21 protein-coding genes are annotated in these 26,176 nt (G+C 56.6%); 13 read left to right on the forward strand and 8 right to left on the reverse strand.

Features of this window, described 5'->3' with window-relative positions:
* Positions 1–107: 107 nt before the first annotated feature.
* A complete protein-coding gene (locus Q0753_RS08995) occupies positions 108–1,016 on the forward strand; it encodes a LysR family transcriptional regulator (RefSeq protein WP_298719657.1) in 909 nt (302 codons plus the stop codon).
* Between the two features lie 52 nt (positions 1,017–1,068).
* On the opposite strand, the gene Q0753_RS09000 is transcribed toward Q0753_RS08995, so the two are convergent.
* A complete protein-coding gene (locus Q0753_RS09000; RefSeq protein ID WP_298719659.1) occupies positions 1,069–1,224 on the reverse strand; it encodes a DUF2797 domain-containing protein in 156 nt (51 codons plus the stop codon).
* Positions 1,225–1,444: 220 nt separating this feature from the next.
* On the opposite strand from Q0753_RS09000, the gene Q0753_RS09005 reads away from it, so the two are divergent.
* From Q0753_RS09005 to Q0753_RS09015, 3 genes are all read left to right on the forward strand, one after another.
* Complete coding sequence (locus Q0753_RS09005; RefSeq protein ID WP_298719661.1) at positions 1,445–3,121, forward strand: sensor histidine kinase; 1,677 nt, start codon at positions 1,445–1,447, stop codon at positions 3,119–3,121.
* On the forward strand, positions 3,118–3,828 hold the full coding sequence (gene btsR, locus Q0753_RS09010; protein WP_298719663.1) for a two-component system response regulator BtsR: 711 nt from the start codon (positions 3,118–3,120) through the stop codon (positions 3,826–3,828). The genes Q0753_RS09005 and btsR overlap by 4 nt, the downstream gene beginning before the upstream one ends.
* A gap of 144 nt (positions 3,829–3,972) precedes the next feature.
* Positions 3,973–5,409 (forward strand): carbon starvation protein A, encoded by a 1,437-nt coding sequence (locus Q0753_RS09015; RefSeq protein WP_298719665.1) that lies wholly within the window; start codon positions 3,973–3,975, stop codon positions 5,407–5,409.
* Positions 5,410–5,613: 204 nt separating this feature from the next.
* Here the strand turns inward: Q0753_RS09015 and Q0753_RS09020 are convergent, their stop codons facing one another.
* On the reverse strand, positions 5,614–7,308 hold the full coding sequence (locus Q0753_RS09020) for a cytochrome c peroxidase (protein WP_298719668.1): 1,695 nt from the start codon (positions 7,306–7,308) through the stop codon (positions 5,614–5,616).
* Positions 7,309–8,344: 1,036 nt separating this feature from the next.
* Entirely contained in the window at positions 8,345–9,034 is a 690-nt protein-coding gene (gene csiR / locus Q0753_RS09025; protein ID WP_298719670.1) for a DNA-binding transcriptional regulator CsiR, read from the reverse strand.
* A 162-nt stretch (positions 9,035–9,196) separates the two neighbouring features.
* Here csiR and glaH point away from each other — a divergent pair, with 162 nt between their 5' ends.
* Both glaH and lhgO read left to right on the forward strand, forming a co-directional pair.
* Entirely contained in the window at positions 9,197–10,165 is a 969-nt protein-coding gene (gene glaH / locus Q0753_RS09030; RefSeq protein ID WP_298719672.1) for a glutarate dioxygenase GlaH, read from the forward strand.
* Between the two features lie 110 nt (positions 10,166–10,275).
* Positions 10,276–11,487, forward strand: a complete 1,212-nt coding sequence (lhgO, locus tag Q0753_RS09035) for an L-2-hydroxyglutarate oxidase (protein WP_298719674.1) — start codon at positions 10,276–10,278, stop codon at positions 11,485–11,487.
* 347 nt (positions 11,488–11,834) lie between these two features.
* On the opposite strand, the gene Q0753_RS09040 is transcribed toward lhgO, so the two are convergent.
* The 3 genes from Q0753_RS09040 to Q0753_RS09050 form a co-directional block, all read right to left on the reverse strand.
* On the reverse strand, positions 11,835–13,157 hold the full coding sequence (locus tag Q0753_RS09040; protein WP_298719676.1) for an aspartate aminotransferase family protein: 1,323 nt from the start codon (positions 13,155–13,157) through the stop codon (positions 11,835–11,837).
* Between the two features lie 256 nt (positions 13,158–13,413).
* Entirely contained in the window at positions 13,414–14,232 is an 819-nt protein-coding gene (locus Q0753_RS09045) for a DUF2797 domain-containing protein (protein WP_298719677.1), read from the reverse strand.
* Between the two features lie 74 nt (positions 14,233–14,306).
* Positions 14,307–15,026, reverse strand: coding sequence for a GntR family transcriptional regulator (locus Q0753_RS09050; protein ID WP_298719679.1), 720 nt, complete (start codon positions 15,024–15,026; stop codon positions 14,307–14,309).
* A gap of 204 nt (positions 15,027–15,230) precedes the next feature.
* Between Q0753_RS09050 and Q0753_RS09055 the strand changes: the two genes are divergently transcribed.
* The 5 genes from Q0753_RS09055 (at position 15,231) to Q0753_RS09075 (ending at position 20,514) form a co-directional block, all read left to right on the forward strand.
* The gene (locus tag Q0753_RS09055; protein WP_298719681.1) at positions 15,231–15,569 is read left to right on the forward strand and encodes a UxaA family hydrolase; all 339 of its coding nucleotides are present in this window, start codon (positions 15,231–15,233) and stop codon (positions 15,567–15,569) included.
* The gene (locus Q0753_RS09060; protein ID WP_298719683.1) at positions 15,566–16,744 is read left to right on the forward strand and encodes a UxaA family hydrolase; all 1,179 of its coding nucleotides are present in this window, start codon (positions 15,566–15,568) and stop codon (positions 16,742–16,744) included. The genes Q0753_RS09055 and Q0753_RS09060 overlap by 4 nt, the downstream gene beginning before the upstream one ends.
* Positions 16,745–16,754: 10 nt before the next feature.
* A complete protein-coding gene (locus Q0753_RS09065; RefSeq protein WP_298719685.1) occupies positions 16,755–17,870 on the forward strand; it encodes a mandelate racemase/muconate lactonizing enzyme family protein in 1,116 nt (371 codons plus the stop codon).
* A 29-nt stretch (positions 17,871–17,899) separates the two neighbouring features.
* Entirely contained in the window at positions 17,900–19,465 is a 1,566-nt protein-coding gene (locus tag Q0753_RS09070) for a BCCT family transporter (RefSeq protein WP_298719687.1), read from the forward strand.
* Positions 19,466–20,094: 629 nt separating this feature from the next.
* Positions 20,095–20,514, forward strand: coding sequence for a VOC family protein (locus Q0753_RS09075; RefSeq protein WP_298719689.1), 420 nt, complete (start codon positions 20,095–20,097; stop codon positions 20,512–20,514).
* Between the two features lie 15 nt (positions 20,515–20,529).
* Here the strand turns inward: Q0753_RS09075 and Q0753_RS09080 are convergent, their stop codons facing one another.
* The gene (locus Q0753_RS09080) at positions 20,530–22,467 is read right to left on the reverse strand and encodes an alkaline phosphatase D family protein (protein ID WP_298719691.1); all 1,938 of its coding nucleotides are present in this window, start codon (positions 22,465–22,467) and stop codon (positions 20,530–20,532) included.
* Between the two features lie 182 nt (positions 22,468–22,649).
* Between Q0753_RS09080 and Q0753_RS09085 the strand changes: the two genes are divergently transcribed.
* Together Q0753_RS09085 and Q0753_RS09090 are read left to right on the forward strand one after the other, a co-directional pair.
* Positions 22,650–24,320 carry a methyl-accepting chemotaxis protein gene (locus Q0753_RS09085; protein ID WP_298719693.1) on the forward strand — a complete coding sequence of 557 codons (1,671 nt, stop codon included), beginning with the start codon at positions 22,650–22,652 and terminating at the stop codon, positions 24,318–24,320.
* Between the two features lie 185 nt (positions 24,321–24,505).
* Entirely contained in the window at positions 24,506–25,564 is a 1,059-nt protein-coding gene (locus Q0753_RS09090; protein ID WP_298719695.1) for an AI-2E family transporter, read from the forward strand.
* Between the two features lie 99 nt (positions 25,565–25,663).
* Here the strand turns inward: Q0753_RS09090 and Q0753_RS09095 are convergent, their stop codons facing one another.
* On the reverse strand, positions 25,664–26,170 hold the full coding sequence (locus Q0753_RS09095) for an ureidoglycolate lyase (RefSeq protein WP_298719802.1): 507 nt from the start codon (positions 26,168–26,170) through the stop codon (positions 25,664–25,666).
* Positions 26,171–26,176 lie beyond the last annotated feature (6 nt).

A 26,176-nucleotide genomic window follows, 5' to 3' on the forward strand; every position in this document is an offset into this window, starting at 1 on the left:
CAACCATCTTGAAATAAGATTCCCTGACCGACCAATGCTATCTTGGCTTCGTAGACGATTACTTTTCGGTATACCCAGAATAAAACATACACAAAGGGTTGATTTAAATGGAATTAAAGTGGTTAAAGGATTTTGTCGCCTTGAGTGAGTACGGCAGCTTTTCCAAGGCTGCAGAAGCACGTTTCGTCACTCAACCGGCCTTTAGCCGACGTATCCGTTCGCTGGAAAATTGGCTGGGTATTGCTCTGGTCGACCGAGACAAACATCCGACCACCCTATCTGTAACCGGTCTGGCGTTCGTTGAAGAAGCCAAACGGATGATTCACGACACTTACCGGGTGCGTGAGCGACTGCAGGGACAGGAGTCACGCCAAAGTCTGGTGTTTTTTTCCCAGCATTCCCCTGCGGTCTCGTTTTTTCCTCACTGGATCCGGACTCTGGAGCCCCAGGTGGGCACCACTCTGGTCAAGCTGAATGCCGGTAATCTGCATGATGTGATGGAATCCTTCATGGCGGGAGTGGGTGACTTCCTGCTCAGCTACTCATCCGGCGAAAATATCTCTCAGCTATCACGTAACGACACAATCTGTATTCAGGTGGGTACCGATAAGCTGGTGCCGGTATCGGCGGTGAAGGCCAATGGCACTCCGCTCTATTCGATCGACAACCACGCCCCCTTCAAACTGCTGGCCTACCCTGATGATTCCTATCTAGGCGGCATCATCAAGGAGCAGTGTCTCGCCAGGATCCCGCCCGACATTCAATATACGACGGTCTGCGAAAACGCCCTGGCTGAAGGCCTGAAAGCCATGGCGATACAGGGTTACGGCGTCGCATGGCTACCATCCAGCCTGATCCAGAACGAACTGCAGAACAAGCAGCTAGTGATACTGGACGGCCCACTCCGGGCGGTCGAACTGAGGATACTGCTGTATCGCTTCCGTCATACGGTCAAGTCCGAGGTGGACGTTTTCTGGAAGTACCTGCTCGAACTCTACAATCATGGATATGCGTGAAGAGCCGACCAGCCGATACCGGGAGCGACATGGCGCCCCCGGCCTCTGAGTGTCAGCCAAAAGTCACTTCATAACCGGTGAACTTGCGCAGCTTGATGACCCCGGTGTCGAGCATCAGATACCGGCCCTTGATGCCGAGCAGGGTGCCCGAAACCACCGGGTTCTTGTCGAAGTTGTGGCTGGCAATTTTGGTCGGGTATTCCAGCACCGGATAGTTATAACAAACACGTCAATTAGAACTCGCAAGCTCGCGCTTATTATGCAGGCGTTCCCGTAGCGATCATGGCAAAAGCGGTACCGGCTATTATTTAATCAGTATTTTCCACTCCAGAAAGGTCATTACCGGCTTGCGCCGAATCCGGTATCACGCTATTACCGGGGCATTACCCGTCTGCCACCAGCATACGTCCACCACACAAGGAGTCTTGATGTCGCTCATCCTGTTTCTGATCCAGCAGATGTCCCTGTATCTGGTGATCGTTTACTTGGTCAGCAAGACGCCGTTGTTCAAGCTGTTTACCGAAGCTTCTACCCGCCTGCCCCACAAGATTTTCATCTATCTGGTGTTTTCCGGCTTCTGTGTCATGGCGACCTACTTCGGTGAGCAAACCAACGGCGCCATCGCCAACACCCGGGCCATGGGTGCCGTGCTCGGCGGTTTACTCGGTGGCCCGGTCACCGGATTTCTGGTCGGGCTCACCGGTGGTCTGCATCGCTATAGCCTGGGTGGTTTTACCGATATGGCCTGTGCCATTTCCACCACAGTTGAAGGTCTTTCGGCCGGTCTGCTCAGCCATTACCTGCGGCGCAGCGGCAGAAGCGAGCTGATTTTCAATCCACTGGTGGTGTTTCTCATCACCCTGTACGCCGAAATCATGCAGATGAGTATCATACTGCTGGTTGCCCGGCCTTTTGATGAGGCTCTGGCGCTGGTCAAGCAAATCGCACCGTCCATGCTGCTGGTCAATTCGGTCGGTGCCGCCCTGTTCATGAGCATGATCCGTGACCAAAAAACCATGTTCGACAAGCTGTCCTCCGCCTTTTCCACCAAGGCTCTGAAAATTGCCGAACGCAGCGTGGGTATGCTCAGCAAGGGCTTCAATGAAGAAACCAGCGCCCAGGTGGCCAGAATCATGATTGAAGAAACCAAGGTCGGCGCCGTGGCCATTACCGACCGGGAAAAGCTGCTGGCCTTTATCGGTATCGGTGCCGACCATCATCTGCCCGGCGCCCCCATTTCCTCGCGCATGACACTGGATGCCATCAACCACAACAAGGTGATGTTTGCCGACGGCGTCGAGGTACCCTATGCCTGCTCCATGTCTCCCCAGTGTTCGCTGGGGTCCAGCCTGGTGATCCCGCTCAGAAGCGACAATGAAGTCATCGGTACCATTAAGCTGTACGAACCCAAAAACAAGCTGTTCCTCAATATCAACCGTACCCTGGGCGAAGGCATCGCCCGATTGCTGTCCAACCAGATCCTCTTCGGCCGCTTTGTGCAACAGCAAAACCTGCTGACCCAGGCCGAGCTCAAGCTGTTGCAGGCCCAGGTCAACCCGCATTTCCTGTTCAACGCCCTCGGTACCATCGGTGCCATTACCCGCCAGGATCCCAACAAGGCACGGCAACTACTGCAGCAGCTGAGTCAGTTTCTGCGGATTAACCTCAAACGCACCACCGGTCTGGTGACACTCGGTGATGAGCTGGAGCATATTCATGCTTATCTGACCATAGAGAAGGCCCGCTTCATCGATAAACTGCAGGTGGATCTTCAGCTTCCCGAATCTCTGCTCGGCATTCAGGTGCCGGCTTTTACCCTGCAGCCGATTATCGAAAACGCCGTCAAGCACGGCACGTCACACCTGCTGGAAACCGGACGGATTAATGTCACTGCCAGTGTGGACGGGGACGTTCTGCTACTCGAAGTGACCGATAATGCGGGGCTTTATCAGCCCAAAGAAGACTCGGACGGCCTGGGCATGAACCTGGTGCACAAGCGCATTCAAAACCTGTTCGGGCCAGACTACGGCCTGAATGTCATCTGTCAGCCCGGTGAATATACTCGGGTCGAGATTCGTTTACCCATCACGGAAACAGCATCATGATCACCTGCCTGATTATCGACGATGAGCCCTTCGCCCGGGACGAACTGGCGGCCCAGCTTGCCGAGGCCGATGACATTGAAATTGTCGGTCAGTGCAGTAACGCCATCGAAGCGATGCAGGCCATCAGCCGACTCAAACCCCAGCTGATTTTTCTGGATATTCAGATGCCCAGAATTACCGGCATGGAACTGATCGCCATGCTGGATCCGGACACCATGCCCCGAGTGGTATTCGTTACCGCCTACGATCAATTTGCCGTGCAGGCCTTTGACCGGCATGCCTTTGACTACCTGCTCAAGCCGGTAGACGAGCAGCGACTGCAGCGCACGCTGGAAAAAGTTCGCCGTGACCTGCACCCACAGGCGATCGGTGACCTGGCACCGAGTCAGTTAGAGCACCTGCCCTGTTACACAGGCCAGCGCCTTAAAGTGGTGCCGGTGCAGGAGGTCGAATATGTGTTCAGCGATCTCGGTGGGGTACATGTGGCCACCGCCAAAGAGAAGGTACATACCCACATGACCCTGAAAGTCATGGAAGAAAAAACGCCGCTCATCCGCTGCCATCGACAGTATCTGGTGGCCCCCGCCGCTATTGCCGAAATCGAGCTGCTGGATACCGGCGGCGAGGTCATCACTCGCTCCGGCGCCAAGGTACCGGTCTCGCGTCGTTACCTCAAACCGCTGAAACAGATATTCGGTTTCCACTAAGACTGATGCACTGGAGTGAGCGAGCGATCGTTCACTCCCGCTGACAACCGCTTACCCTTCGTTTTCGACCGCTGACCCATTTCCCGCTATACCCGACGCACCGGCACCTTACACTGACGGCCATCTAATAAGGGAGATGACGTTATGACCTGGTTTTTACTCTGTGTCGGCCTGTTGCTCGGCGGATATTTTATCTACGGCACCTTTGTTGAAAAGATATTCGGCATCAAAAGGGAACGTCAGACCCCGGCGTTTACCCAAGGCGACGGGGTGGACTTTGTGCCCATGTCCAAGGGTAAAGTCTATCTGATCCAGTTGCTCAACATTGCCGGTGTCGGTCCCATCTTCGGCCCTATTCTCGGTGCTCTTTATGGCCCGGCTGCCATGTTGTGGATTGTGCTGGGCTGTATCTTTGCCGGTGCCGTGCACGATTACTTCTCCGGCATGCTGTCGGTACGCAACGGCGGCCAGTCGGTTCCCAACCTGGCGGGTAAATATCTGGGCCGGGGCGCCAAAAACTTCATGAACGTCTTTGCCATCGTGCTGCTGCTGCTGGTGGGCGTGGTGTTCATCTCCGCCCCTGCCGGCCTGCTGGCCAAGCTCACCGGTGTCAGCCTCTCGGTATTTGTCGGTGTGATCTTCGTCTACTACCTGCTGGCCACCATAGTGCCGGTCGACAAGATCATCGGTCGTCTCTATCCCTTCTTTGGCGCCCTGCTTATCTTCATGTCGGTCGGCCTTACCGTGGCGCTGGCGCTTTCCAGCGAGCACAGCATGCTGCCGGGCTTTGAAGTAGGTGACTTCTTCCAGAACCTGAACCCCAACGACATGCCGCTGTGGCCGGCACTGTTCATCACCATCGCCTGCGGTGCCGTGTCCGGTTTTCATGCCACCCAGTCCCCGCTGATGGCCCGCTGTGTAGAGAATGAAAGCAATGGCCGCTTCGTGTTCTACGGCGCCATGATTGGCGAGGGCATCATCGCCCTGATCTGGTGTGCCATCGCCCTGTCTTTCTTCGGTGGTGTTGAAGGTCTCAATACCGGCATGGCCGGTAACCCGGCCAACGTGGTGTACGACGCCTCTACCGGTCTGCTCGGCGCGGTAGGCGGCTTCATGGCGGTACTGGGCGTGATAGTGCTGCCGATTACTTCCGGTGACACCGCCTTCCGCTCTGCCCGTCTGATCCTGGCCGAGTATTTCAACCTGCCGCAGACTCAGCTGCCCAGGCGCCTGCTGCTGGCCATACCGCTGTTCATCGTCGGAGCCATGCTGACTCAGGTCGATTTCGGTATCATCTGGCGCTATTTCGGGGTGGCCAACCAGGCAACCGCCGTAATGATGCTGTGGACCGCCGCCGCCTACCTGCTGCGTCACAACAAGCTGCACTGGATTGCGACCATACCGGCGATGTTCATGACCACTGTGGTCATCAGCTTCCTGCTCAACTCCGCCACCCTGGGTGCCGGACTGCCGATGACCCTCTCTACCGTCGCCGGCATCGTGCTGACCCTGGCGATTACCGCCCTGGTCATCACCAAAACCAAAGGCAAGGATGTCGAACTGCAGGCAGAAAAAGCCTAAGCCCACCCGCTCGCTGCCCACAAAAAGCCGGTCATCAAGACCGGCTTTTTTATTGCTTTATGCTCGCTGAGTCTAAAGTGATACAAATAATGCCACGCGGTCATTGGCCGAGCAGGCTGTATTATTCGGCACCACACAAAAGCCGCCTTACGGCGGCTTTGATTATTTGCACCTGTGCAGCGGCCATAAGGCCATCACACTGTTCTAGGGCAGATCCACAGCGGCTTCATCGCTAAAGGTTTTCAAGTAGGAAACGATGGCCGCTTCGTCACATGCGCTTAGCCCCAGGTTACCGGTGAGACCAAAAGTAAAGGATGCTCCGGCTTCATGACCTGGTGCTGGCCAGCAATTGTTAGCCAATGCTTCCTGCTCTGTGGTTTCTCCATTCATACAGCGCTGCACATCATGCTTAAGCACTGGCGGTGGGCCGGCAATAAAGTCGGACGGATCAACAAGAGACGTATTGTAGAAGTGCACCAAACTCTCCAGGCTTTTGAACCAGCCATTTCTGGTATAGGCCTTGATAAAATCAGGTGTGGGCCGTAGATCCACATTACGTATGGAAGGAGTCTTTACAAGTCCGGCATGGTTACTGTCACCGGTATGATCCGCTAGGCCATCATCCGATGCGGTAACACCGGGAATGTCGTAATTCACCGGGCTACCAATATTGTGGTAACCATGATCGGCATAAGTCTGCAGCGGCTCGGTACCGTTATCGGTGGCGTTGTTACTGTGACAAAGAACACAGCCGGCACCCATTCTTTCTTCCGTTAATGCCACCCCTTCAGGAAAGAAATTGCCATCCGCATCACAGGTTGCAATATCGCCCACTTGAATAGGTTTAGGCTGAGCAGGATTAAACAGAATCGCTGCTGCATAGAACAGATCGTGGCCCCAGTTTTCTTCGGGGGTCAGTCCTGCCAATGGAAAGGCGCCAGGGCTGTTATCCGCTTCACACATAGACGGCTGGTCAGACACCAACCCGAAGCGGGATGCTATGTCGTCAAACTCCGCATCGGTCAGATTCTGGGCCCAGGGTAACGCTTTTATATCCCCTTCGGTCAAACACGCCAGCTCGGCGCGCAAGGCATTATCCCGTTTGGAGCTGAAAGAATTCACCTCGGGCGAGTCCTGATAAGCGGCAAGCGCCACGCCAAATCGTTTGAAACTTCTCGACAAGTTGTCTCGATCGCAGGCGATACGTTCTCCCCACGTCACCTGATACAAAGAGCCAAAGCGACCTATTTTTTTGAGCTGCTTACAGACGCCTTCCTCCGTAATGTGCTGTTCAACCGGGTTCGGGAAGGGATTAAGAGCCTGCTCGGCTACCGGCCCCAGAAAACGCGTGATTGCCGCTCTGAAGCTCGAAGAATCGCTTGATTTGACCACATCATTAATCGAGATATGTTCTGTGGCACCGCCCGGATAAAGGGGATCCCGACCTTCGGCACGACCATTCCAGAAAGCCCCCCCAAAGGCGGGGACAAAAGGATTGTTTACACTCAAGGCAAAAGGAGGAATAAAGGTCGCGTAGGCATTGGTGGGTGGTTTCAGCTGCCCTCTGGCATCAGGATCCCGGTGAATGTTCGCCCCGGGCTGCGCCACTTCAACCAGATTGATGTTTGAACTGGCTCCCGTCCAGCCAGTGGCGGGGTCATGACAGCTGGCGCAAGACTGCTTTTGCTTGGGCCGTGAAATAGGCGTAAAAAACAGCTCTTTACCAAATTCAACCAGGGCCGCCACCCGCTCCTCATCACTTTTTACCGGCGATCCCCTCCTGTCATCCGATCCTCTTCTGGCTTCTGCCTGACTGGAAGCCAGGCTTAAACTACCCGCAAGCACCACGAGTGTCACTGCCTTGGCTATCGAAGATATCCGAAATATTGTTGTGGCCATCACTGTTGCTCCTTAATTAATTATTACTACTTCCTCTTGTTACCATTGTATGTAACGAGACCTACATATTTTTATTTTTTGCAGACGCAGAATATAAATAACAGCTACACCATCAAAAAAGGCAGCACTGAAAAATACCAAATAAAAAAAGCTCGCATCACCACAACGCAAAAATATAAGACACGAAACTAACAAGCATCATGCAACTGCCACCTGCACCATAAAAAATGATGTCATGTAAAGCCAGCTACCTTTAGCGTTAAACTGGTTCATTAAGCTTTAATGAAAAAAAATGATTTGCAAAGTACACTGCCACAAGAAAAAAGGTTCAAACACAAAAAACCAATCTTCAGGGCAAGGCAAGGGAAGGATAAACCATTAAGGTAATAACATTAAAAAACAACCACTTAACCAAGATCTCAAATATTGAAACCAATATAAAAAAACAAAAAAATCAAAAACTTAACAATAAAAAACCATTATATGGAACTTACCAAAAACTTTCTTAAGATAAACCACCAATTCTCTTTTAATGCTTTAAAAATAAAAAATTAATAACAAAAAGATATTTTATTATCTCATTAATGATACATCAAAATGCCTCATATGAATCTTTTCCTGGTCTCGTTGACTCGGACGACATCATGGATAAATAGAGTTATTTCTATTTGACAGGGAATAACTCATACGACCGATGATGCGCCTGGATGGGAAGAAGAGTAGTACGCAATGATCAGACTATTGCTGCTAAGTAATACCCTATGACTGGTGTGGATTATGGAGCTCGTTTGCCTTTATCGTCACCCTCGCGAAGGCGGGGGGCCAGTGTTTTGCAGGCGACTCACAGTGTAGTGGTCTGCCCGCTCTTCGTGACAAGCTCTGGACTCCCACTTCGCGGGAATGACAAGAGGGCGCGCGGGAATGTCGACAAAACCAAACCTGTTATGCAGTACTGCTACCGGCATGGTACTGATCTTGGCAACGACCACCTGATCATGACCATACCGTAATGCCGCGCAGACTGTTAGGCAGGATGCTAACCCACTCCTTGCTCGGTCAGCACTTGGGTAATGATGGCAACCGGGCTTATCAGATGCTCGCGCATCATGGCGCTGGCCTGTGGGTCGCGGGCCAATAGGGCATCAAACAAGGCCTGATGTTCCTGCTGCTTGTCGGCCAGCGCCTGTGCGCTGAACACGGTGCGTTTCAGCCACAGATAGCGATAACGCGCCGCCTGATCCATCAGCGTCCGGCGCACCACCAGCAACTGGGGCGAACAACAGCCGGCGGCCACCGCCTGATGAAAGGCCTGATGCCGTTGATCCCACTGGTTAAGCTGATCTTCCACCGACTCAAGATGGGTCACCTTGCTCAGCGCATGATGCGCCGCCACCACCCCGGCCTCCCACAAATCATCGCCCCGGGCCAGCGCCAGCTCCACCACCAGCCCTTCCAGCTGGGCGCGCGCATCGTAAATGTCCTTCAGCTCCGCCACCGACATGGGGCTGACCCGAAAGCCGCGCTGGCTTTCGGCCGTGACCAGCCGCTCGGATACCAGCTGCGACAGCGCCTCCCGCAACGGACTGACCCCCAGACCATAACGACTCTTCAGGCTGCTCATCAGCAGTTTTTCACCCGGCCCGAAATGGCTCTGAATGATGTCTTGCTTCAATTGCTGGTAGGCCGTGCGCGCCAGGTTTTCCCGCGGGGCATCGAGGTTGCTCATGCTCTGTTCCTGAATGAATTCATGGCGCGATTATAGCGAAATTGTAACGGCGATCATAAAACAACCACAAAGAATTGACAAAAAGACAAAATGTCGACATTTTATAGGTACAGCGACATTAAGTCGTCTCGACCCAATACATAAAGTAACAAGGAAACCACCATGTCTAACGTTGCCACCGCCGATTTCGTTCATCACCAGCATCAGGGGTTTACCCTGGCGCCATCTGCTCACTCTGCCCGCCTGCTCGAGCTTCGCTTCGACGAGCACACCGTTAACGCGTTTCTGGAGGCCACCGCCGAATGGCCGGTTCAGGCACTGGAATACAAGTCGTTTCTGCGTTTTCGCGTGGCAAAACTGCTGAATGATCTCTGTGGTCAGGCGCTGCAGCCGCTGCTGATCAATACCCTGGTCGACCGTAATACCGGCGCCCTGCTGATCACCCCGGAAGGATTGAATCAGGTAGAGCAGGCAGAAGACATGGTCAAGTTCACCACCGCCGTGGCCCACCTGATGGGTCGTTCCAACTTCGATGCCATGAGCGGCCAGTACTATGCCCGTTTCGTGGTCAAGAATCAGGACAGCTCGGACAGCTATCTGCGCCAGGCGCATCGAGTGATGGAGCTGCACAATGACGGCACCTACGTCGAGCAGGACACCGACTATGTGCTGATGCTGAAGATCGACGAGCAGAACATGGAAGGCGGCAATTCACTGTTGCTGCACCTGGACGACTGGGAACACCTGAACCGCTTCTATGCCGATCCCATGGCTCGCCGGGTGATGCGCTGGGCCGCTCCGCCCAGCAAGAACACCACCAAGGACGTGTATCATGCTGTGTTCGATACCGATCGCAGCGGCCAACCCATCATGTCGTATATCGATCAGTTCGTGCAGCCGAAAAACTTTGACGAAGGCGTATGGCTGGCTGACTTGTCCGAAGCGCTGGAAACCAGCAAACAACAGCTGTCGGTGCCGGTGCCTGCCGGCTCCTTCCTGCTGATCAACAACCATTTCTGGCTGCACGGTCGCGACAAGTTCATTGCCCATGATGGCCTGCGTCGCGAGTTGATGCGCCAGCGCGGCTACTTCACTCACGCCAAGACCCTGAAGCAGCCAAATCAGGGCTAAAGACTTTGACAAGGTGCCGCCTGACGCGGCACTTTGAATAATAACAACAAGCTAACATCATGCCGGGGCTGGTCTCCGGCTTTTGCCTCTTTCTCACAGGTGAACCTACAGTGTTTGACTTCATTATTATCGGTGGCGGCATCGTCGGCATGTCCACCGCATGGCAGCTGAAAAAAGCCTATCCCGACCACAGAATACTGCTGCTGGAAAAAGAGTCCGGCCCGGCCCAGCACCAAACCGGCCATAACAGCGGCGTGATTCATGCGGGGGTTTATTACACCCCCGGCAGCCTCAAGGCCAGATTCTGCCTGGAAGGCAACCTCGCCACCAAGGCGTTCTGCCGCGAGCATGACATTCCCTTCGACGAGTGCGGCAAGCTGCTGGTAGCCACCAGTGCGCTTGAAATGGAACGAATGAAGGCGCTGTGGGATCGCAGCGAGGCCAATGGCCTGGAACGCTACTGGCTGAATGCCGACGAGCTGAAGGAACGTGAGCCCAATATCACCGGCGTGGGCGGTATCTTTGTGCCTTCCAGCGGCATCGTCAACTACAAGCAGGTGACGGCGGCCATGGGCCGGGAGTTCCAGAAGCTGGGTGGCGAAATTCGTTATAACGCCGAAGTGACCGGGCTGGTGGAAGAAAGCAGCCAGGTAGTGGTGCAAACCGCACTGGGCGAATTTCAGGGTCGGTATCTGGTGTCCTGCTCCGGCCTGATGGCGGATCGAGTGGTGCGCATGCTGGGTATAGAGCCCGAGTTCAAGATTTGCCCCTTCCGCGGCGAATACTACCTGCTCAAGCCCGAGCACAATCAGATAGTGAACCACCTGATCTATCCGATTCCGGATCCGAACATGCCGTTCCTTGGTGTGCACCTGACCCGCATGATCGACGGCACCGTCACCGTGGGCCCCAACGCGGTACTGGCGTTCAAGCGAGAAGGCTACCACAAGCGCGATATCTCACTGCGGGACACCCTGGAGATGTTTACCTATCCCGGCATTCTCAAGGTGTTGATGAAGAACCTCAAACCGGGTCTGATCGAGATGAAGAACTCCCTCAACAAGAGCGGCTATCTGGCGCTGGTGCGCAAATACTGCCCCAGCCTGCAGGTCGGCGATCTTACTCCCTACCCGGCCGGCATTCGCGCCCAGGCGGTGTCGAAAGACGGCAACCTGGTGGACGACTTCCTGTTCGTGAACACCAAACGCACCATCAACGTCTGCAACGCCCCGTCACCGGCGGCCACCTCTGCCATTCCCATCGGCGGCTACATCGTCGACAAGGTGAAGGCTCAGGTCGAGGAAGGTACCGCCATCGCCTGATTCGATTAAGCCACAACATAAAAAGGCAGACTCACGGGTCTGCCTTTTTGATCCGCTTTCACACAGCCAGTGCTACCCCAAGCGGTAAACTTATACCAAGTCCACTAAAAAATGCTCAATTTCTGACAACCATGCCGTGTTTAAAACTCTGTCATACCGGGCTTGCCCCGGTATCTTTCTGCAGGAAGATCCTGACTTTCGTCAGGATGACAGTCTGACCAAATGATGAGTCTGTTTGGTATTAGTCCCATTGGCCAGGGGTTCTGCCGCCTGCACGCAAAATGAATCAGGGTCTGAGACGTAAAAAGGGCTGCTCATGCAGCCCTTTTTTTCATCACTCAGAAGGGTTAGCCCAGATGCTGCCGAATGCTGGATTCGAGAATGCCAATGGCCTGATCAACATGCGGTTTATCGATGATCAGCGGCGGCGACATGGCGATGGCATCGCCCAGCGAGCGCAGCATCATGCCCTGCTCCCAGGCGGTGGTCTGTATCATGCCGCCGCTGGCGCCGGGCTTGCCGGCCAGAGGTTCAAACTCGACCGCCGCAATCAGCGAGTAGTTACGAATATCCACCACTCCCGGCAGCCCTTTCAGGCTATGCAGGCCCTGCTCGAAATAACGGGCAATATCGCCGTCGGCGGCACCACGGTGGAACAGCGACTCCTGCTCGTACACATCCAGGGTCGCCATGGCGGCGGCGCAGGCCAGCGGATGGGCGGAATAGGTATAGCCGTGGAAGAATTCAACCCCGTGACCACCGTGCTCGACCACCGCATCGTAGATATGATCCCCGGCCAGTACCGCACCCATGGGCGCGGCGCCGTTGGTCAGCCCCTTGGCGATGGTCATGATGTCGGGCACCACGTCAAAGGTCTGGCTGGCAAAGACATCGCCGGTGCGACCAAAACCGCAAATCACCTCGTCGAAAATCAGCAGAATGCCGTGCTGATCGCAGATTTCACGAATGCGTTTCAGGTAGCCGACCGGGGGTGGCAGCACGCCGCCGGCACCGGTAATGGGCTCGATGATCACGGCGGCAATACGGCTGGCATCGTGACGCTTGATCAGCTTTTCCAGCTCATTGGCCTTGTCGATACCACCGTGCAGCGGCAAACCGCGGGAGAAGGCGTTGAGCTCCAGATCCTGGGTATGCGTCAGGTGATCATTGGGGATCCACTGACCAAAGGCCTTGTGGTTATTGGTCAGTCCACCCACCGAGATACCGCCGAAATTAACGCCGTGGTAGCCGCGTTCCCGGCCGATAAACAGCTGCTTGCCGCCATTACCCTGCGCATGATGGTAGGCGAGCGCCATTTTCAGAGCGGTTTCTACCGACTCGGAGCCGGAGTTGGTATAAAACACCTTGTTGAGGTTACCCGGCGCCAGCTGAGCCAGCCGCTCCGATAATTCAAACGACAATGGATGGCCAAAGCCGAAACAGGGGGCATAGTCCAGCGTTCTGGCCTGACGGGCGATAGCCTCGGCAATATGCGGGTGGCCATGACCGGCGTTACAGCACCAGAGGCCGGCGGTCATATCCAGCACCTGACGCTGATCGTCCGTGGTCCAGTACATTCCCTTGGCGCCGGTAAGCATGCGCGGCTTGGCTTTGAAGCCCTTGTTGGGGGTAAACGGCATCCAGTGTGCGGCTAATTCGTTGGCATTCATCTTGGCACTTCCTCTGACTCTCGATACAAATGTGGTGTGAGCTAATAGTCGGAACAGTGTGAACAAGATGAAATGTTTGAAAAATCACGGTGCTTAAATGCTTAGTTTGACCAGGTTCAACATGAAGCATGGTAAACGCTTTTAGACCACTGGATGACACCTGTGGCCGTGCAATAAAAAAGCCGGTCATCGAGACCGGCTTTTTGTCGTCAGACTTTAAATTACCCGATCAAGGATGGCAGCTGACCGACAAGCATCAGCCCAGCGTGACTTCGTAGCCGGTGAATTTGCGCAGGTTAATCACCCCGGTGTCTAGCATCAGATACTGGCCCTTGATGCCGAGCAGGGTGCCCGAGACCACCGGGTTCTTGTCGAAGTTGTGGCTGGCGATTTTGGTCGGGTATTCCAGCACCGGATAGCTCAGTTCCACTATCTCTTCGTCCAGCACGGTTACCGCGTCTTCACCGTATTTCAGCAGCAGATCGCCGATCTTGTCCTGAATTTCCGGCAGTAACCGCGCAGCTTCGGCTTTAAGATCCATATCGGCTTCACCGCCCTTGAGCATGGCGCGCCAGTTGGTCTTGTCTGCCACCATTTCGGCCAGCGCCACTTCCACCAGACCGGAGAGCTGACGGGTCGCCACCCGTAAAATCGGCAATGCCTGAGTGGCGCCCTGATCAATCCAGCGGGTCGGCACCTGGCTATGGCGGGTAATGCCCACCTTCAGGCCCGAGGTGTTTGCCAGATAGACGATATGCTCCACCATGCAGTGACTGTCGCCCCATTCGGGCTCGCGGCAGGTGCCTTCAAAATAGTGGCAGGTCTCCGGCTTCATCACGCACATGTCGCAGCGGGCCAGTTTCTTCATGCAGGGAAAGCAGTGCCCCTGGGAATAACTCTTGCTGGTTTTGCGCCCGCAGGCATTGCAGTAGATGTTGCCGGTGTGAGTCAGGGTCAGCACCTGCCCCAGCAAGGGGTTGAGATCGACGCGATGTTCGCCCAGCGCCAGCTGGTAGGTCACGGGAGAAGCCAGTTGCCCCGGCATCTTGATCAGGGTTCCGGTAAGGTTGCTCATGCTGCCTTGTCGTTGCTGTTGAGTAAGCCGCTCATTCTATCAGCCACCCGGCAGAGTGTCCTGCCGGCAGGCATTCACTTCCCTTCATCGGTCAATTCAGGCACGGATTGGCCAACCGTGTCGGCCTTGTGGCCCGACAGGGCATGCGCCTTGAACCGGGCGCCGATCTCGGTAAAGGTGGTGATATTTTCTCCCGCCAGCCTGACGGCCAGATCGGCATCCCCGGCACAAATGGCATCCACCAGCGGCTGATGGCTGCTCGCGATCTCTTCAGGCTTGTAGCTGACCAGATCGATGTTGAAGTAAATCAGCATCTGGTTGGCCACGTTCTGGTAGATGTTATGCAGGCGGCCATTGCCACTCAGCTCCACAATCAGGCTGTGCAGGTTCAGCTCCTGCTTGCTCATTTCCTGACTGCTGACATTCGGCTCGGCCGCCTTTTCCAGAAACGCGTCCATCATGCCCTGCAGTCGCCGCCGCCCCTCATCGGTAAGACGCTCGGCCGCCAGCCAGGCCGAGCGGGTTTCCAGCGCGACCCTGAGGTGAAAAATCTCCCATAAATCGTGCTCGTCCAGCTCGATCACCTGCCATCCGACATAGGGTTTTTGCACCACTATGCCCTCGTGAGCCAGGTTGTTGAGCGCCATGCGCACGGTACTGCGGGACAGTTCCAGCTCTCTGGCCAGCGCACTTTCCACCAGTTTTTCTCCCATGCGGTAATGTCCGCTCAGGATCAGCTCGCGCAGGTACCCGGCGGCTTGCTCTTCCAGGCTACTTTTGATGATTTTTTTCATTATTTATCAACCGCTACGGTGAGTCATGCCATCGCATTGTAACGCATCTGCGGCCACAAAAGCGCCCCAAATACACCGGCAGACTGTTCGACAATCAAACAACTCCGACCAGAATAGGTGAAATTTTCGGTGTTCCTCGCTTATTGATTGTCCTACAATCCCCTCCGCCGATTGTAGGACAATCAATAGCAGGGAGAGGTGAAGATGACAGTCAAAGCCATTCGCTTGGCCCAGCAGGACAATGTTGCCACATTACTGAGTGATGCCGACAAGCATCAGGTAGTGGAGGTAATTGATGATAAAAATCAGTCTGTTGGTCAATTCAAGGCGCTGCAGGCCATTCCCTTTGGCAACAAGATAGCGCTCACGGCCATCGCGCCACAGCAGGCCATTCAGAAAGCGGGGTATTCGGTCGGCATCGCCGTGAAACCCATCCCGGTCGGCGACCTGGTGCATGTTCAGAATGTACGCAGCAGCCGGGTCGATATTCCGCAAAACATTATCGAACAAATTATCCAACAGATGCGGATAGAGACCCCATGATGCAGTTTTTCCAGGGATATCGACGCCCCAACGGGCAAGTAGGCATTCGCAACCACATTCTGATTCTGGTTATCGACGAGTGTGCCGAGGGCATCGCTCAGGCCATTCGTCAGACCGTGAGCGAGTGCGTCATCGTCACCAACCATTACACCTGCATGTATGGCGGCAATGAAGAGCTGGTCAACGTGATGATCGGCGCCGCACTCAACCCCAACGTGGCGGGTGTGCTGGTGCTCAACATGGGCTGTGGCAGCATAGACCCGAGCATTCTGACCACGCCGGTAGAACAGGCCGGCAAGCCGGCTCGTAGCCTGCCGGTGATCAAGAGCAACGGCACCCGGCAAACCATTCGCCAGGGTATCGCCCTGGCCCGGGAGCTGGTGGCGCTGGCAAAGGAAGTACCGGTTGAACCCGTATCAATCAGCGAGCTGCTGGTCGGGGTGAAATGTGGCGGCTCGGACACCAGCTCCGGCATTGCCTCCAACCCCGCCGTGGGCAAGGCGGTCGACACCCTGGTGGACATGGGCGCCAGCTGTGTGGCCGGCGAGCTTATCGAGCTTATCGGCTGCGAAGAGATTCTGCGTCGGCGTGCGGTCAGCGACACCGTGGCCGACAAGATAGAGCGCCTGATCTTCGAGGAAGAGCGCCGCTGGCATGTGCCGGGCACCGATGTAGAAACCATGAGCATCGGCAACAGCGTCGGCGGCCTGACCACGCTGGAAGAAAAGGCCCTGGGCGCACTGCACAAGACCGGTACCCGCCCGATTCAGGATGTACTGCAAATCACGCCCACCGGCATCGAAAAACCGGGCGCACCGGGCATGTACCTTTCCGAAACCACTCACCTGTGTGGCGCGGCCGGCATGCACTTTGCCGCGCTGGGCGCCCAGGTAATCCTGTGGACCACCGGCGGCGCCGGCTTTAACAACCCGATAGTGCCGGTCATTCGCGTCAGCGGCAATGCGTCACTGATCACCGAAGATATCGACGTGGATGTCAGCGGCATCATGTCTGCCACCCAGAGTGTCGAGCAGGCGGCCACCGAGGTGCTGAGCTGCCTGAATCAGGTGATTCAGGGGGAGCAGACCGCTATCGAAGAGGTCGGTTTTGCCTTTTGCTCGCTGTATCAGAAAGACCAGCGCCTGGAAACGCTGATCCATTCTCAACCGGTATAAAGAGAAACTCATGAAAATTACCGATATTGAAGTGATCTGCCTGCGGGTGCCCGCACCGGATCAGGAATGCGAGTGGGGTGAAGATGCGGTCATCGTCCGCGTGCATACCGACACCGGCCTGATCGGCATCGGCGAAGCCGACAGCTCGCCCGAGGTGGTCAGGGCCTGTATCGAAACGCCCCAGTCCAATCTGTATTGTCACGGCCTCAAGTCACTGCTGATCGGTGAAAGCCCGCTGGAAATAGAGCGGCTGTGGAACAAGATGTACTGGGCCTCGAACTACTTCGGACGCCGCGGCGCCGGTATTCATGCCATCAGCGCCATCGATATTGCCCTGTGGGACATCGCCGGCCAGTTTTATGGCGTGCCCCTGCATACCCTGCTCGGTGGCAAGTATCGCGACCGTATCAAGGCATACGGCACCTTCATTCCCGCTCCCCGGCCGGAAGACAACCGCGCCATTGCCGCCCGTCTGGTGCAGCAGGGCTTTACCAGCATCAAGTTTGGCGGTGGCGTGTTTGGCGATGATCCGGAAACGGATTACCAGATAGTGAAGCAGGTGCGCGAAGCCGTCGGCGAGCATATCGAGGTGCAGATCGACCTGGCCTCGAAGTGGCGCACCGCAGGGCATTCCGCCTACATGGCCGAGAGACTGGAGCCCTTCAATCTCAACTGGATAGAAGAACCGGTACTGGCCGATGATCTGGCCGGTTACAGCAAGCTGGCCGGCAAGGTACGGGCCAAAATCGCCGGCGGCGAGTCGCTGACCACCCGTTACGAGTTCAAACACTTTCTCGAGCATTCCCGGATAGACATAGTGCAGCCGGATATCACCCGCTGCGGTGGCATCACCGAGATGAAAAAGATCTATGACCTGGCCCAGATGCACGGCGTTCAGCTGGTGCCTCACGGATTCAGCACCGGCATTCTGCTGGCCGCATCGGTGCATTTTCTCGCGGCCAGTGAACACGGCACCCTGATGGAGTACTCGCAGAGTCAAAGCCCCCTGTCCACCGCTTTGGTGGCGAATGGTTTGCCGTTTGAAAACGGTTATGTCCCTGTTCCGAATCAACCGGGCTTAGGGGTAGAGCTCAATGAAGACATCATCGAGCGTTACAAAGCATAAACATGTCAATATGGATGGAATCATTAGTTATGAAACACGAAAAGAGAAACATAGATAAACCCTTGATGCTGATCAGCCTCTCCACGATTCTGTTTATCGTGGCCGGGCTGTCGATCTATCCCGAACAGGGCAATGCCATTGCCAAGCAGTTGTTCAGCATGATTACCGACCACTTCGGCTCGCTTTACCTGCTGTTCGGCTTTTTCAGCGTGATTGTTCTGGCCTGGATTGCCCTTAGCAAGCATGGCGCCATTCGCCTGGGTGACAGCAAGCCCCAGTACGGTTTTTTCACCTATCTGTCGATGATGATCTGTGCCGGACTGGGCTCGGCCACCGTGTACTGGGCCTTTCTGGAATGGGGCTACTATTACATGGATCCCCCTTACGGTATCGCGCCCTACTCGTCTCAGGCAGCCGAGTGGGCCACCGGTTACAACATGTTCCACTGGGGTATTTCGGCCTGGTCGCTGTACTGTCTCGCCTCGCTGCCCGTGGCCTACTCCTTCCATGTTCGCAAGAATCCCAAGCTCAAACTGAGCGCGGTGTGCGAAAGCATCATGGGCCGTTTCTATAATGCGGCCGTGGGTAGAACCATAGATACCATCTTTATCTTCAGTTGCGTCGGTGCCATGGGTATTACCCTGGGTCTGAGTGTTCCCATGGTGACCGAGGGCATCGCTTCTCTGCTGGGCACCGAAAGCAGCTTCGCCATGAACGTGGGCCTGATGTTGTTTATCACCGCCCTGTTTACCATCAGCTCCTACGTCGGCATTGAAAAGGGCATGGCCAAGCTGAGCGACATGAACACCAAGCTGGCCATCCTGTTTGTGGTGTCGATTCTGCTGATTGGCCCCACCACTTTTATCATCGATCAAACGGTCAATGGCTACGGCCTGATGCTGCAGAACTTTATTCGCATGAGCCTGTGGACCGATCCGGTAGAAGGCGGCTCCTTCCCGACCTCCTGGACCGTCTTCTACTGGGCCTACTGGATGACCTATGTGCCCTTTATGGCGCTGTTTGTCACCAAGGTGTCTGCCGGTCGTACCCTGAGAGAAGTGATTGCCAGCATGGTGCTGGGTGGCAGTGCCGGCTGTTTCATCTTCTTTGGTGTGCTGGGCAGCTTCAGCATGAGCGCGCACCTCAATGAACTGATCAACCTGACCGAGTCACTCAACACCGCCGGCGGCTCCGCCACCGTGGTGGCGGTGATGAAGACATTGCCGTTCAGCTCGCTGTTTATTGTGATGTTTGCGGTGATGTCAGTCCTGTTTCTGGCCACCACGCTCGATTCCGCCTCCTTTACCCTGGCGGCAACGGCGGCAAACCAGCTGGATGAAAATGCCAACCCGCCCACCTCGTTGCGTCTGTTCTGGTGTCTGATCCTGGCGGCGGTCCCCCTGGCCATGATGTTTATCGACGCACCGCTCAGCACGGTGCAAACACTGGCCATCGTCACCTCGCTGCCGCTGATGGTGGTGATCTTCATCATGCTGTACGGCTTCTTCCGCTGGATAAATGGCCAGGAAACCGTAAGTGAGCAACAAGAGCAAACGGTGGAGCAAGCAGCCGTGATATCGGTACCGGCCGACTGAGGCCGTGGCTGAACACCTGATGTGAAAGGGCAGAAGCGCAAGCTTCTGCCCTTTTTCATATTGAGCCACCGTGGCACAACCCTCGGCTCGCCACCATACTCAGCACCGAGTGATACCAATTTGAATAAAGATCTGATCATTTTTTAAACCCGAGCTCAGAGGCAACACAGCCGCCTCCCACGACACGCCATGGGCTAAGGCCATCTGCGCTTGGCGATGGCTGCAAACATTCACTGGATGTTTGGTCCATCACCAAACTTGATGCAGACAGCAAGCTGCCCCCTGAGGGCTCAGGAAATGCCGTCTGACCGTCAGGGATGACAGGAATGCCGAAACGGCAGGAGCATTTTTCGGCCATGGCATTTCATGGTCGTGGCAGTCGATCTCTGTTGCCTCTTCTCGAGCACCGAGTTGCCTGTAAACGACGCTAACAGGCAACTCCTTGGCATCAGAGAGGATAAAGGGATCTGCTCCGCCGACCCTCCGCGCCAAGGATGGCGCGGCGGAGCCTACATGGAGGTATTCACGGCGTGTCGGCGGAGCGGGGCCTTTGTCCGATCTTTACAGAGCAACCAAATAGATAGGTTCTTAATCCCTTTGGTATGAGATCAACTCGAGGAGTACAACCCATGGCGCACATTCACTACCCCCGCCTCACCCACATCGCCCTGCATGTGCAGGACATAGAAGCCTGCATCCGTTTCTACCGCGACTTCTGCGGCATGGTCGAGACTCACCGGCGCGACAAGCCACCGCAAATCATCGTCTGGCTGGCGGAGCCCGGCCGTGAACGAGACTTCATCTTCGTGTTGATGAACGGCGGCGAGGATCTGCAGCTGTCCGAACACGACTACCGCCATTTCGGCTTCGCCCTGCCCAGTCGGGCGGCGGTGGACGAGATTGCCCGCCGGGCCGACGCCGCCGGGTGCCTGATCTGGCTACCCAGAGACGAGCCCTGGCCGGTGGGCTATTACTGCGGCGTGAAGGATCCCAACGGTAACTACGTGGAATTCAGCCACGGCCAGCCATTGGGGCTACCCGAAGAGTAAGCGCCTGCCGAACGCTCAGCGTCCTTCCCGATTCAGGGCCGCCGCCGGCTCGGCCGCCTTGTCGGCGACAAAATCCACCGCGCCCTCATTGGTGATCTGCTGCACCAATACCGGCTCGCCGGCGTCGTTGAAGCGCACATAGCCGATACCGGAACGGTTCAGCAATCGCTCGCCTTTTGATGCCGATACCGGCGGATGCGGGGTAATCTCCAACCGCCGCCGCCGGGTAAACCAGTTCAGCGGTGAACGGGGGGCATAGAGCCAGCGGTTGAGCCGGTCCAGTACATCCAGCAGCCGGGCCGGAAACTCGTTCTTGATGCCGCTGCTGGTGATTTGCCAGATATGCGGCTCCCCGCCCCGATGCCGCAACTTGATGTCGTACATGAAGGAGTAATGCACGTCTCCCGACAGGATCACGTAGTTGGCCGGGGTGCGGGCATGGCGGAAGATGTTGAGGATCACGTTGGCGGTGCCCTTGTGAGCCATCCAGTTTTCCGCATCCACCAGCAATGGCTTGCCGAACCAGGTGAAGATCTTCTGGATCACCTCGATAAGCTTGACCCCGAACACCGGCGTCGGTGACACGATCACCACGGCGTCATGGTGCAGCAACTCCCCCTGCAGCTCGGTCAATGCTTCCCAGTCCATCAGCCCCGAAGGGCGATCGAAATTGGACTCGGCACGCCAGCGGCGGGTGCGGGTATCCAGCACCAGCAGCTTGGGGCTGGTCGGCAGGTGATAGTGCCAGCGTTCGAATTTCAGCAGGTGATCGATCAGTCGATCCTGTTGCTGTGCTTCCGGCTTTCTGCTCCAGGCATAGAGCAAGGCCAGCGGATCACCCTTGAAGGCATCCGGATCGTTACCCCAGCCCTGACAGATCGAATAGCCCACCAGCGCATTGCCGATGATCCGGCGAGAAAAAGGGTGGCCGTAGGCACTCTGCTCCCAGGCGGCGGTCAGGTTCCAGTCGTCGGTGACATCATGATCATCGAAGATCATCAGGGTCGGCAGGTGTGCCAGCAGACGCCGTACCGCCGACAAGCCTTCCACAAAGGCCGCCAGCCGCGTGCGCTCGGTCTGGTATTGACGCTGTCGCTCCGGGCTCAACTCCGGCTGATAATCCGACAGCCCACGCCAGGGCTCCGGCGACCAGACCAGCAGATACATGGCCAGTACCTCGGCCAGGGTAATCAGGTGGTTGTCGGCACTGCTGGTGGTAAAAATGGGCTTGCGCGCCCCTTCGAAGAAACGCTGCTGCAGCGTCCGGTTGCCTTGATTACTGGGCAGCAGTTCGCTGCGGCGGTAGTAGTTGAGCGGGCTGGCAAACAGCTCTTCACTATTGGCAACCAGGGCGCCGTCCAGCGTTTCCGGATACAGGCCCAGCTCTTCAATCAACTGATGAATGGCGGTCAGCATGGGGCCGGCCACATCGTCCGCATAAATCTGATCGCCGCTCAGCATCAAGACCGCCGGGCGCTTGAGTGGCTGCTGGTGGCATTGTTGCAGCCAGCTATCGGCCGCCACCAGCCCGTCGTCTGCGGCGTGATGAGGCTTGCGACAGGAGCCGTGCAGTATTTCTTCCAGCCGGCTGCGGATCACCAGCTGCGGCAGCGGCTCGCCCGGGTAGCACAGATCCGGCGCCCAGTCGGCCATGCCGTGCCATTCATCCTGCTCCGACGCACGCCACTGCAGATCGTAGGCCACCAGGGTATCGGCCGGCAGCGGCGTGTCGAGTTCGAGATCCAGTAACTGAATAAAGCAGCGCTCTCCTACCCGCACTTCTTGCTGCCGGTCTCCGCTGAATACCAGTGGGCTGCGCTCCGGCAGCAACAGGCGAAATTGCAGTGGGGTTCGGCTGGCCAGCCAGAATACCAGCCGTTCGCAACTGGTCCGGCGCAGCATGGGACCGGCGAGAATGGTTGAACGCATGTGGTGCTCGATGAATAAAGTCATGTCCGCATCATAACGGGGCCGGTCATCGCTTGAAAAGACAAGCCGCCCACGCTGCCGCTGGCATCGCTCGAAATCGTGCACTTTATTGTCTTAAATTGCAGCTTGCGATACTAGTTTCAATGACAAATGGAAGGCAAAATGATACAAGATTGTGAACAACTGATAACACAGTGAGATCAAGGATGAACCGACTTTCCATCAGGCAAAAAATACTGCTGCTGGCACTGCTGCCCCTGACGCTACTCGCCGCCGTCAGCACCTGGGTGAATGTAAACCAGTCGCTGCGGCTCAAGGAGTTGAGCGGTGAAAGCCTGCATCGCTCTTTGTTCGATGCCCGCAAGCAACAGCTGGCCAATTACATGGAACTGGCGGTAAGTGGCATTAGTCCCCTGCTGCAACAAGGCAGGATCGACGCCGCCAAGGCCCAGCTGCGCCGGCTGCGCTTCGATGACGGCAGCGGCTACTTCTTTGTTTACAACGGCGACGGGGTACAGGTAGTCAGTGCCGATAATCCGGCGCGGGAAGGGAACAATTATCTCAACTCCACCAGCCCGGACGGACGCCATCTGGTGCAGGAATACGTAGCCCTGGGTCGCCAGGGCGGCGGGTACGTCGAATACCGCTGGCCGAGACCGGATTCGACCGAGGGCGCACCCAAGCTGGCCAACATTACCCCGATTCCGGGTAGCGACTGGCTGCTGGGCACCGGCTTCTACATCGATGATCTGCAGGCCACCGTGGCCGGGCTGGAGCAGGAGCTCTCCGCGTCGGTACGTCAGGGCCTGATTAACTCCGCCCTGTCTGCCGCCCTGCTGCTGGCGCTGATTGCCGCCGCCGGTCTGGTGATGGCGCGCAGTATTCACGCCCCCATCCGTCAGGCGGTGTCCACCATGGAAGACATTGCCCGGGGTGAAGGCGATCTGACCCGCCGGCTCGATACCGGTCATGGCCATGAGCTGGGCGTGCTGGCCCGCTCGTTCAACCACTTTGCCGGCCAGATCAGCACCCTGGTGCAAAGCACCCGCCAGTCGGCCGATACCCTGCAGGAAGCCAGTGCCGAGCTGCAGCGCTTTATGGACGAAACCGAAACCGGCATCAGCCGCCAGCATCACGAAAGCGATCAACTGGCCACCGCCATGAACCAGATGTCGGCCACCGCGCAGGAAGTCGCGGCCAGTGCCGCCCAGGCCGCCGATGCGGCCCGCCAGGCAGAACATCAGGTCTCGGGAGCCCAGCAGCTGCTGCAGGGCGCCATCACCGTCATCGACGGGCTGGAAAGCCAGGTAGCCAGCGGCGTGGAGATCATTCAACGACTGGGGCTGGAGTCGGAACAGATTGGCTCGGTACTCGACGTGATCCGCGGCATTGCCGAACAGACCAATCTGCTGGCACTCAACGCCGCCATCGAGGCGGCCCGGGCCGGCGAGCAGGGCCGTGGCTTCGCGGTGGTGGCCGACGAGGTGCGCACCCTGGCCGGACGCACCCAGAGCAGCACCGAAGAGATTCACAACATGATCAATCGGTTGCAACAGGGGTCCAAGGACGCGGTACAGGCTATCGAAAGCATTCGTGATCGCAGCAGCCACACTGTGACCGAGGCCCGTCGCATCGACGATGCGCTGGTCGATATCGGCACCGCCGTCAATACCATCAACTGCATGAACGAGCAGATTGCCAGCGCCGCCGAAGAGCAGACCCAGGTGTCGGAAAGCATCAACGTCAACGTGCATCAGATTGTGGCCATTGCCGAGCAGACCAACGCCGGCTCCCGCGCCGCCAGCCAGACCAGCCGCCAGGTTGGCGAGCTGGCCAACAGCCTGCAGCAACTGGTAGGTCGCTATCGCACCAGCTGATCTGCCGCTCACTCGGCAAACAGGAGAGTAACGTTAACGTGCGCCAGTCAGGATGAAAGTCCCGACTGGCGCAACGCGTTTATAGCGGCGCCACTCGCTTGCGAATGACTTGCAGATGAATAGGTAGCTTAGACTCCCGCCCTTCTTTACCATGGGCTCAGTGTCTTATCAGGAATCACCTACCCATGCGTGAAAAACTCGAACAACGCTCTTTTCTGTTTATGCTGCTGCTGGTCAGCCTGCTGTTCGGGCTGGTGCTCAAGCCCTTCTGGGGCGCCATTTTCTGGGCCTGCGCCATCGGCGTCATCTTCTCTCCGCTGCAGGAGCGCATTCTGCGCCTGATTGGTCACAAGCCCAATCGCGCCGCCCTGCTGACCCTGCTGATCTGCATGGTCATAGTGGTGCTGCCGGTACTGCTGATCGCCACCTCCTTCATTCAGGAAGGGCTGGCGCTGTACCAGCGCATCGACAAGGGCGAGATAAATCCGGCCGGCTGGCTGGAGCAGATGCGCCACGCCTTTCCGCTGGTGCCCGAGCTGTTCGAACGACTGGGCGTCGATGTCGACAGCATTCGCCAGAAGCTGTCCGAAGGCGCCGTCGCCACCAGTAAACTGATGGCAGAAAAGGCGCTCGGCGCCGGTCAGAGCACCTTCACCTTTCTGATGAACGTGGCGCTGATGCTCTATCTGAGCTTCTTTCTGCTGCGCGATGGCCACCATCTTATCGAGGTGCTGGTCAAGGCGCTGCCGCTGGGTGATGCCCGTGAACGCCGGCTGTTCAGCAAGTTTTCGGAAGTCACCCGGGCCACGGTCAAGGGCAACATTCTGGTCGCCATGGTACAGGGCGCCCTGGGGGGCTTTATTTTCTGGGCGCTGTCCATTCCCGGCCCGCTGCTGTGGGGGGTGGTGATGGCCTTTCTGTCGTTGATTCCGGCGGTGGGAGCCGGTCTGGTATGGCTGCCGGTGGCGTTATACCTCTATGCCAGCGGCGACTGGATTGCCGGCTCGGTGCTGGTCGGCTTCGGCGCCCTGGTGATTGGCCTGGCCGATAATGTACTGCGCCCCTTGCTGGTCGGCCGTGACACCAAGCTGCCCGATTATCTGGTGCTGTTTTCCACTCTCGGCGGGCTGAGTCTGATGGGCATCAATGGCTTTGTGATAGGCCCGCTGGTCGCGGCACTGTTTCTGGTGGTCTGGGACATTTTCACCCAGGAATTCAACGGCGAGGATCCGTACAAGTCTTGAGATGTAAGATGTGAGGTGTGAGGTGTGAGGTGTGAGGTGTGAGGTGTGAGGTGAAATAAGATTTCCTCTTGCCGGGCGGCAAGAGGAAAAGGGCACAACTTAGTCGAGTTCTACGGTGAGCTGAATGGACTCATCGAAGAAGAATTCGTCACAGTTGTTACCGGGACCACTGCGGTCAACCACCAGGAACTCGTCGTCATCGCGCAGCGCCATGATCGGATGGTGCCAGACGCCACTATGATAGTTGACGCCCTGACGAGCGCTTGCGCGGAAGGCGCGCACCGTGCTGGGGTCTATGTTCAGGCTGCCGTCGCCAACGGGCGCCACCACCAGCAGAAACTCGTGGCCAAACAGCGGAATGAAAGACTGGGAACCGAACGGGTGACGTTCCAGCATTTTCACCTGCAGCGGATATTCCAGAGTCTTGGCACGAAAAATATTGATAATGCCCTGGCCTTCTTCATCCAGCTGCACATCACCCAGCTTGTGATAACGACGGGTAGAACCGTTGTTGATCATGAAGTAGTCACGGCCTTCAGACTCGATAACGTCGCCAAAGGGGGCGAACGCTTCTTTGGTCAGCGGCTCTATCTTGAGAGTCTTGATCATTTC

The organism is uncultured Oceanisphaera sp. (assembly GCF_947495715.1).
Taxonomy (GTDB): Bacteria; Pseudomonadota; Gammaproteobacteria; order Enterobacterales; family Aeromonadaceae; genus Oceanimonas; species Oceanimonas sediminis.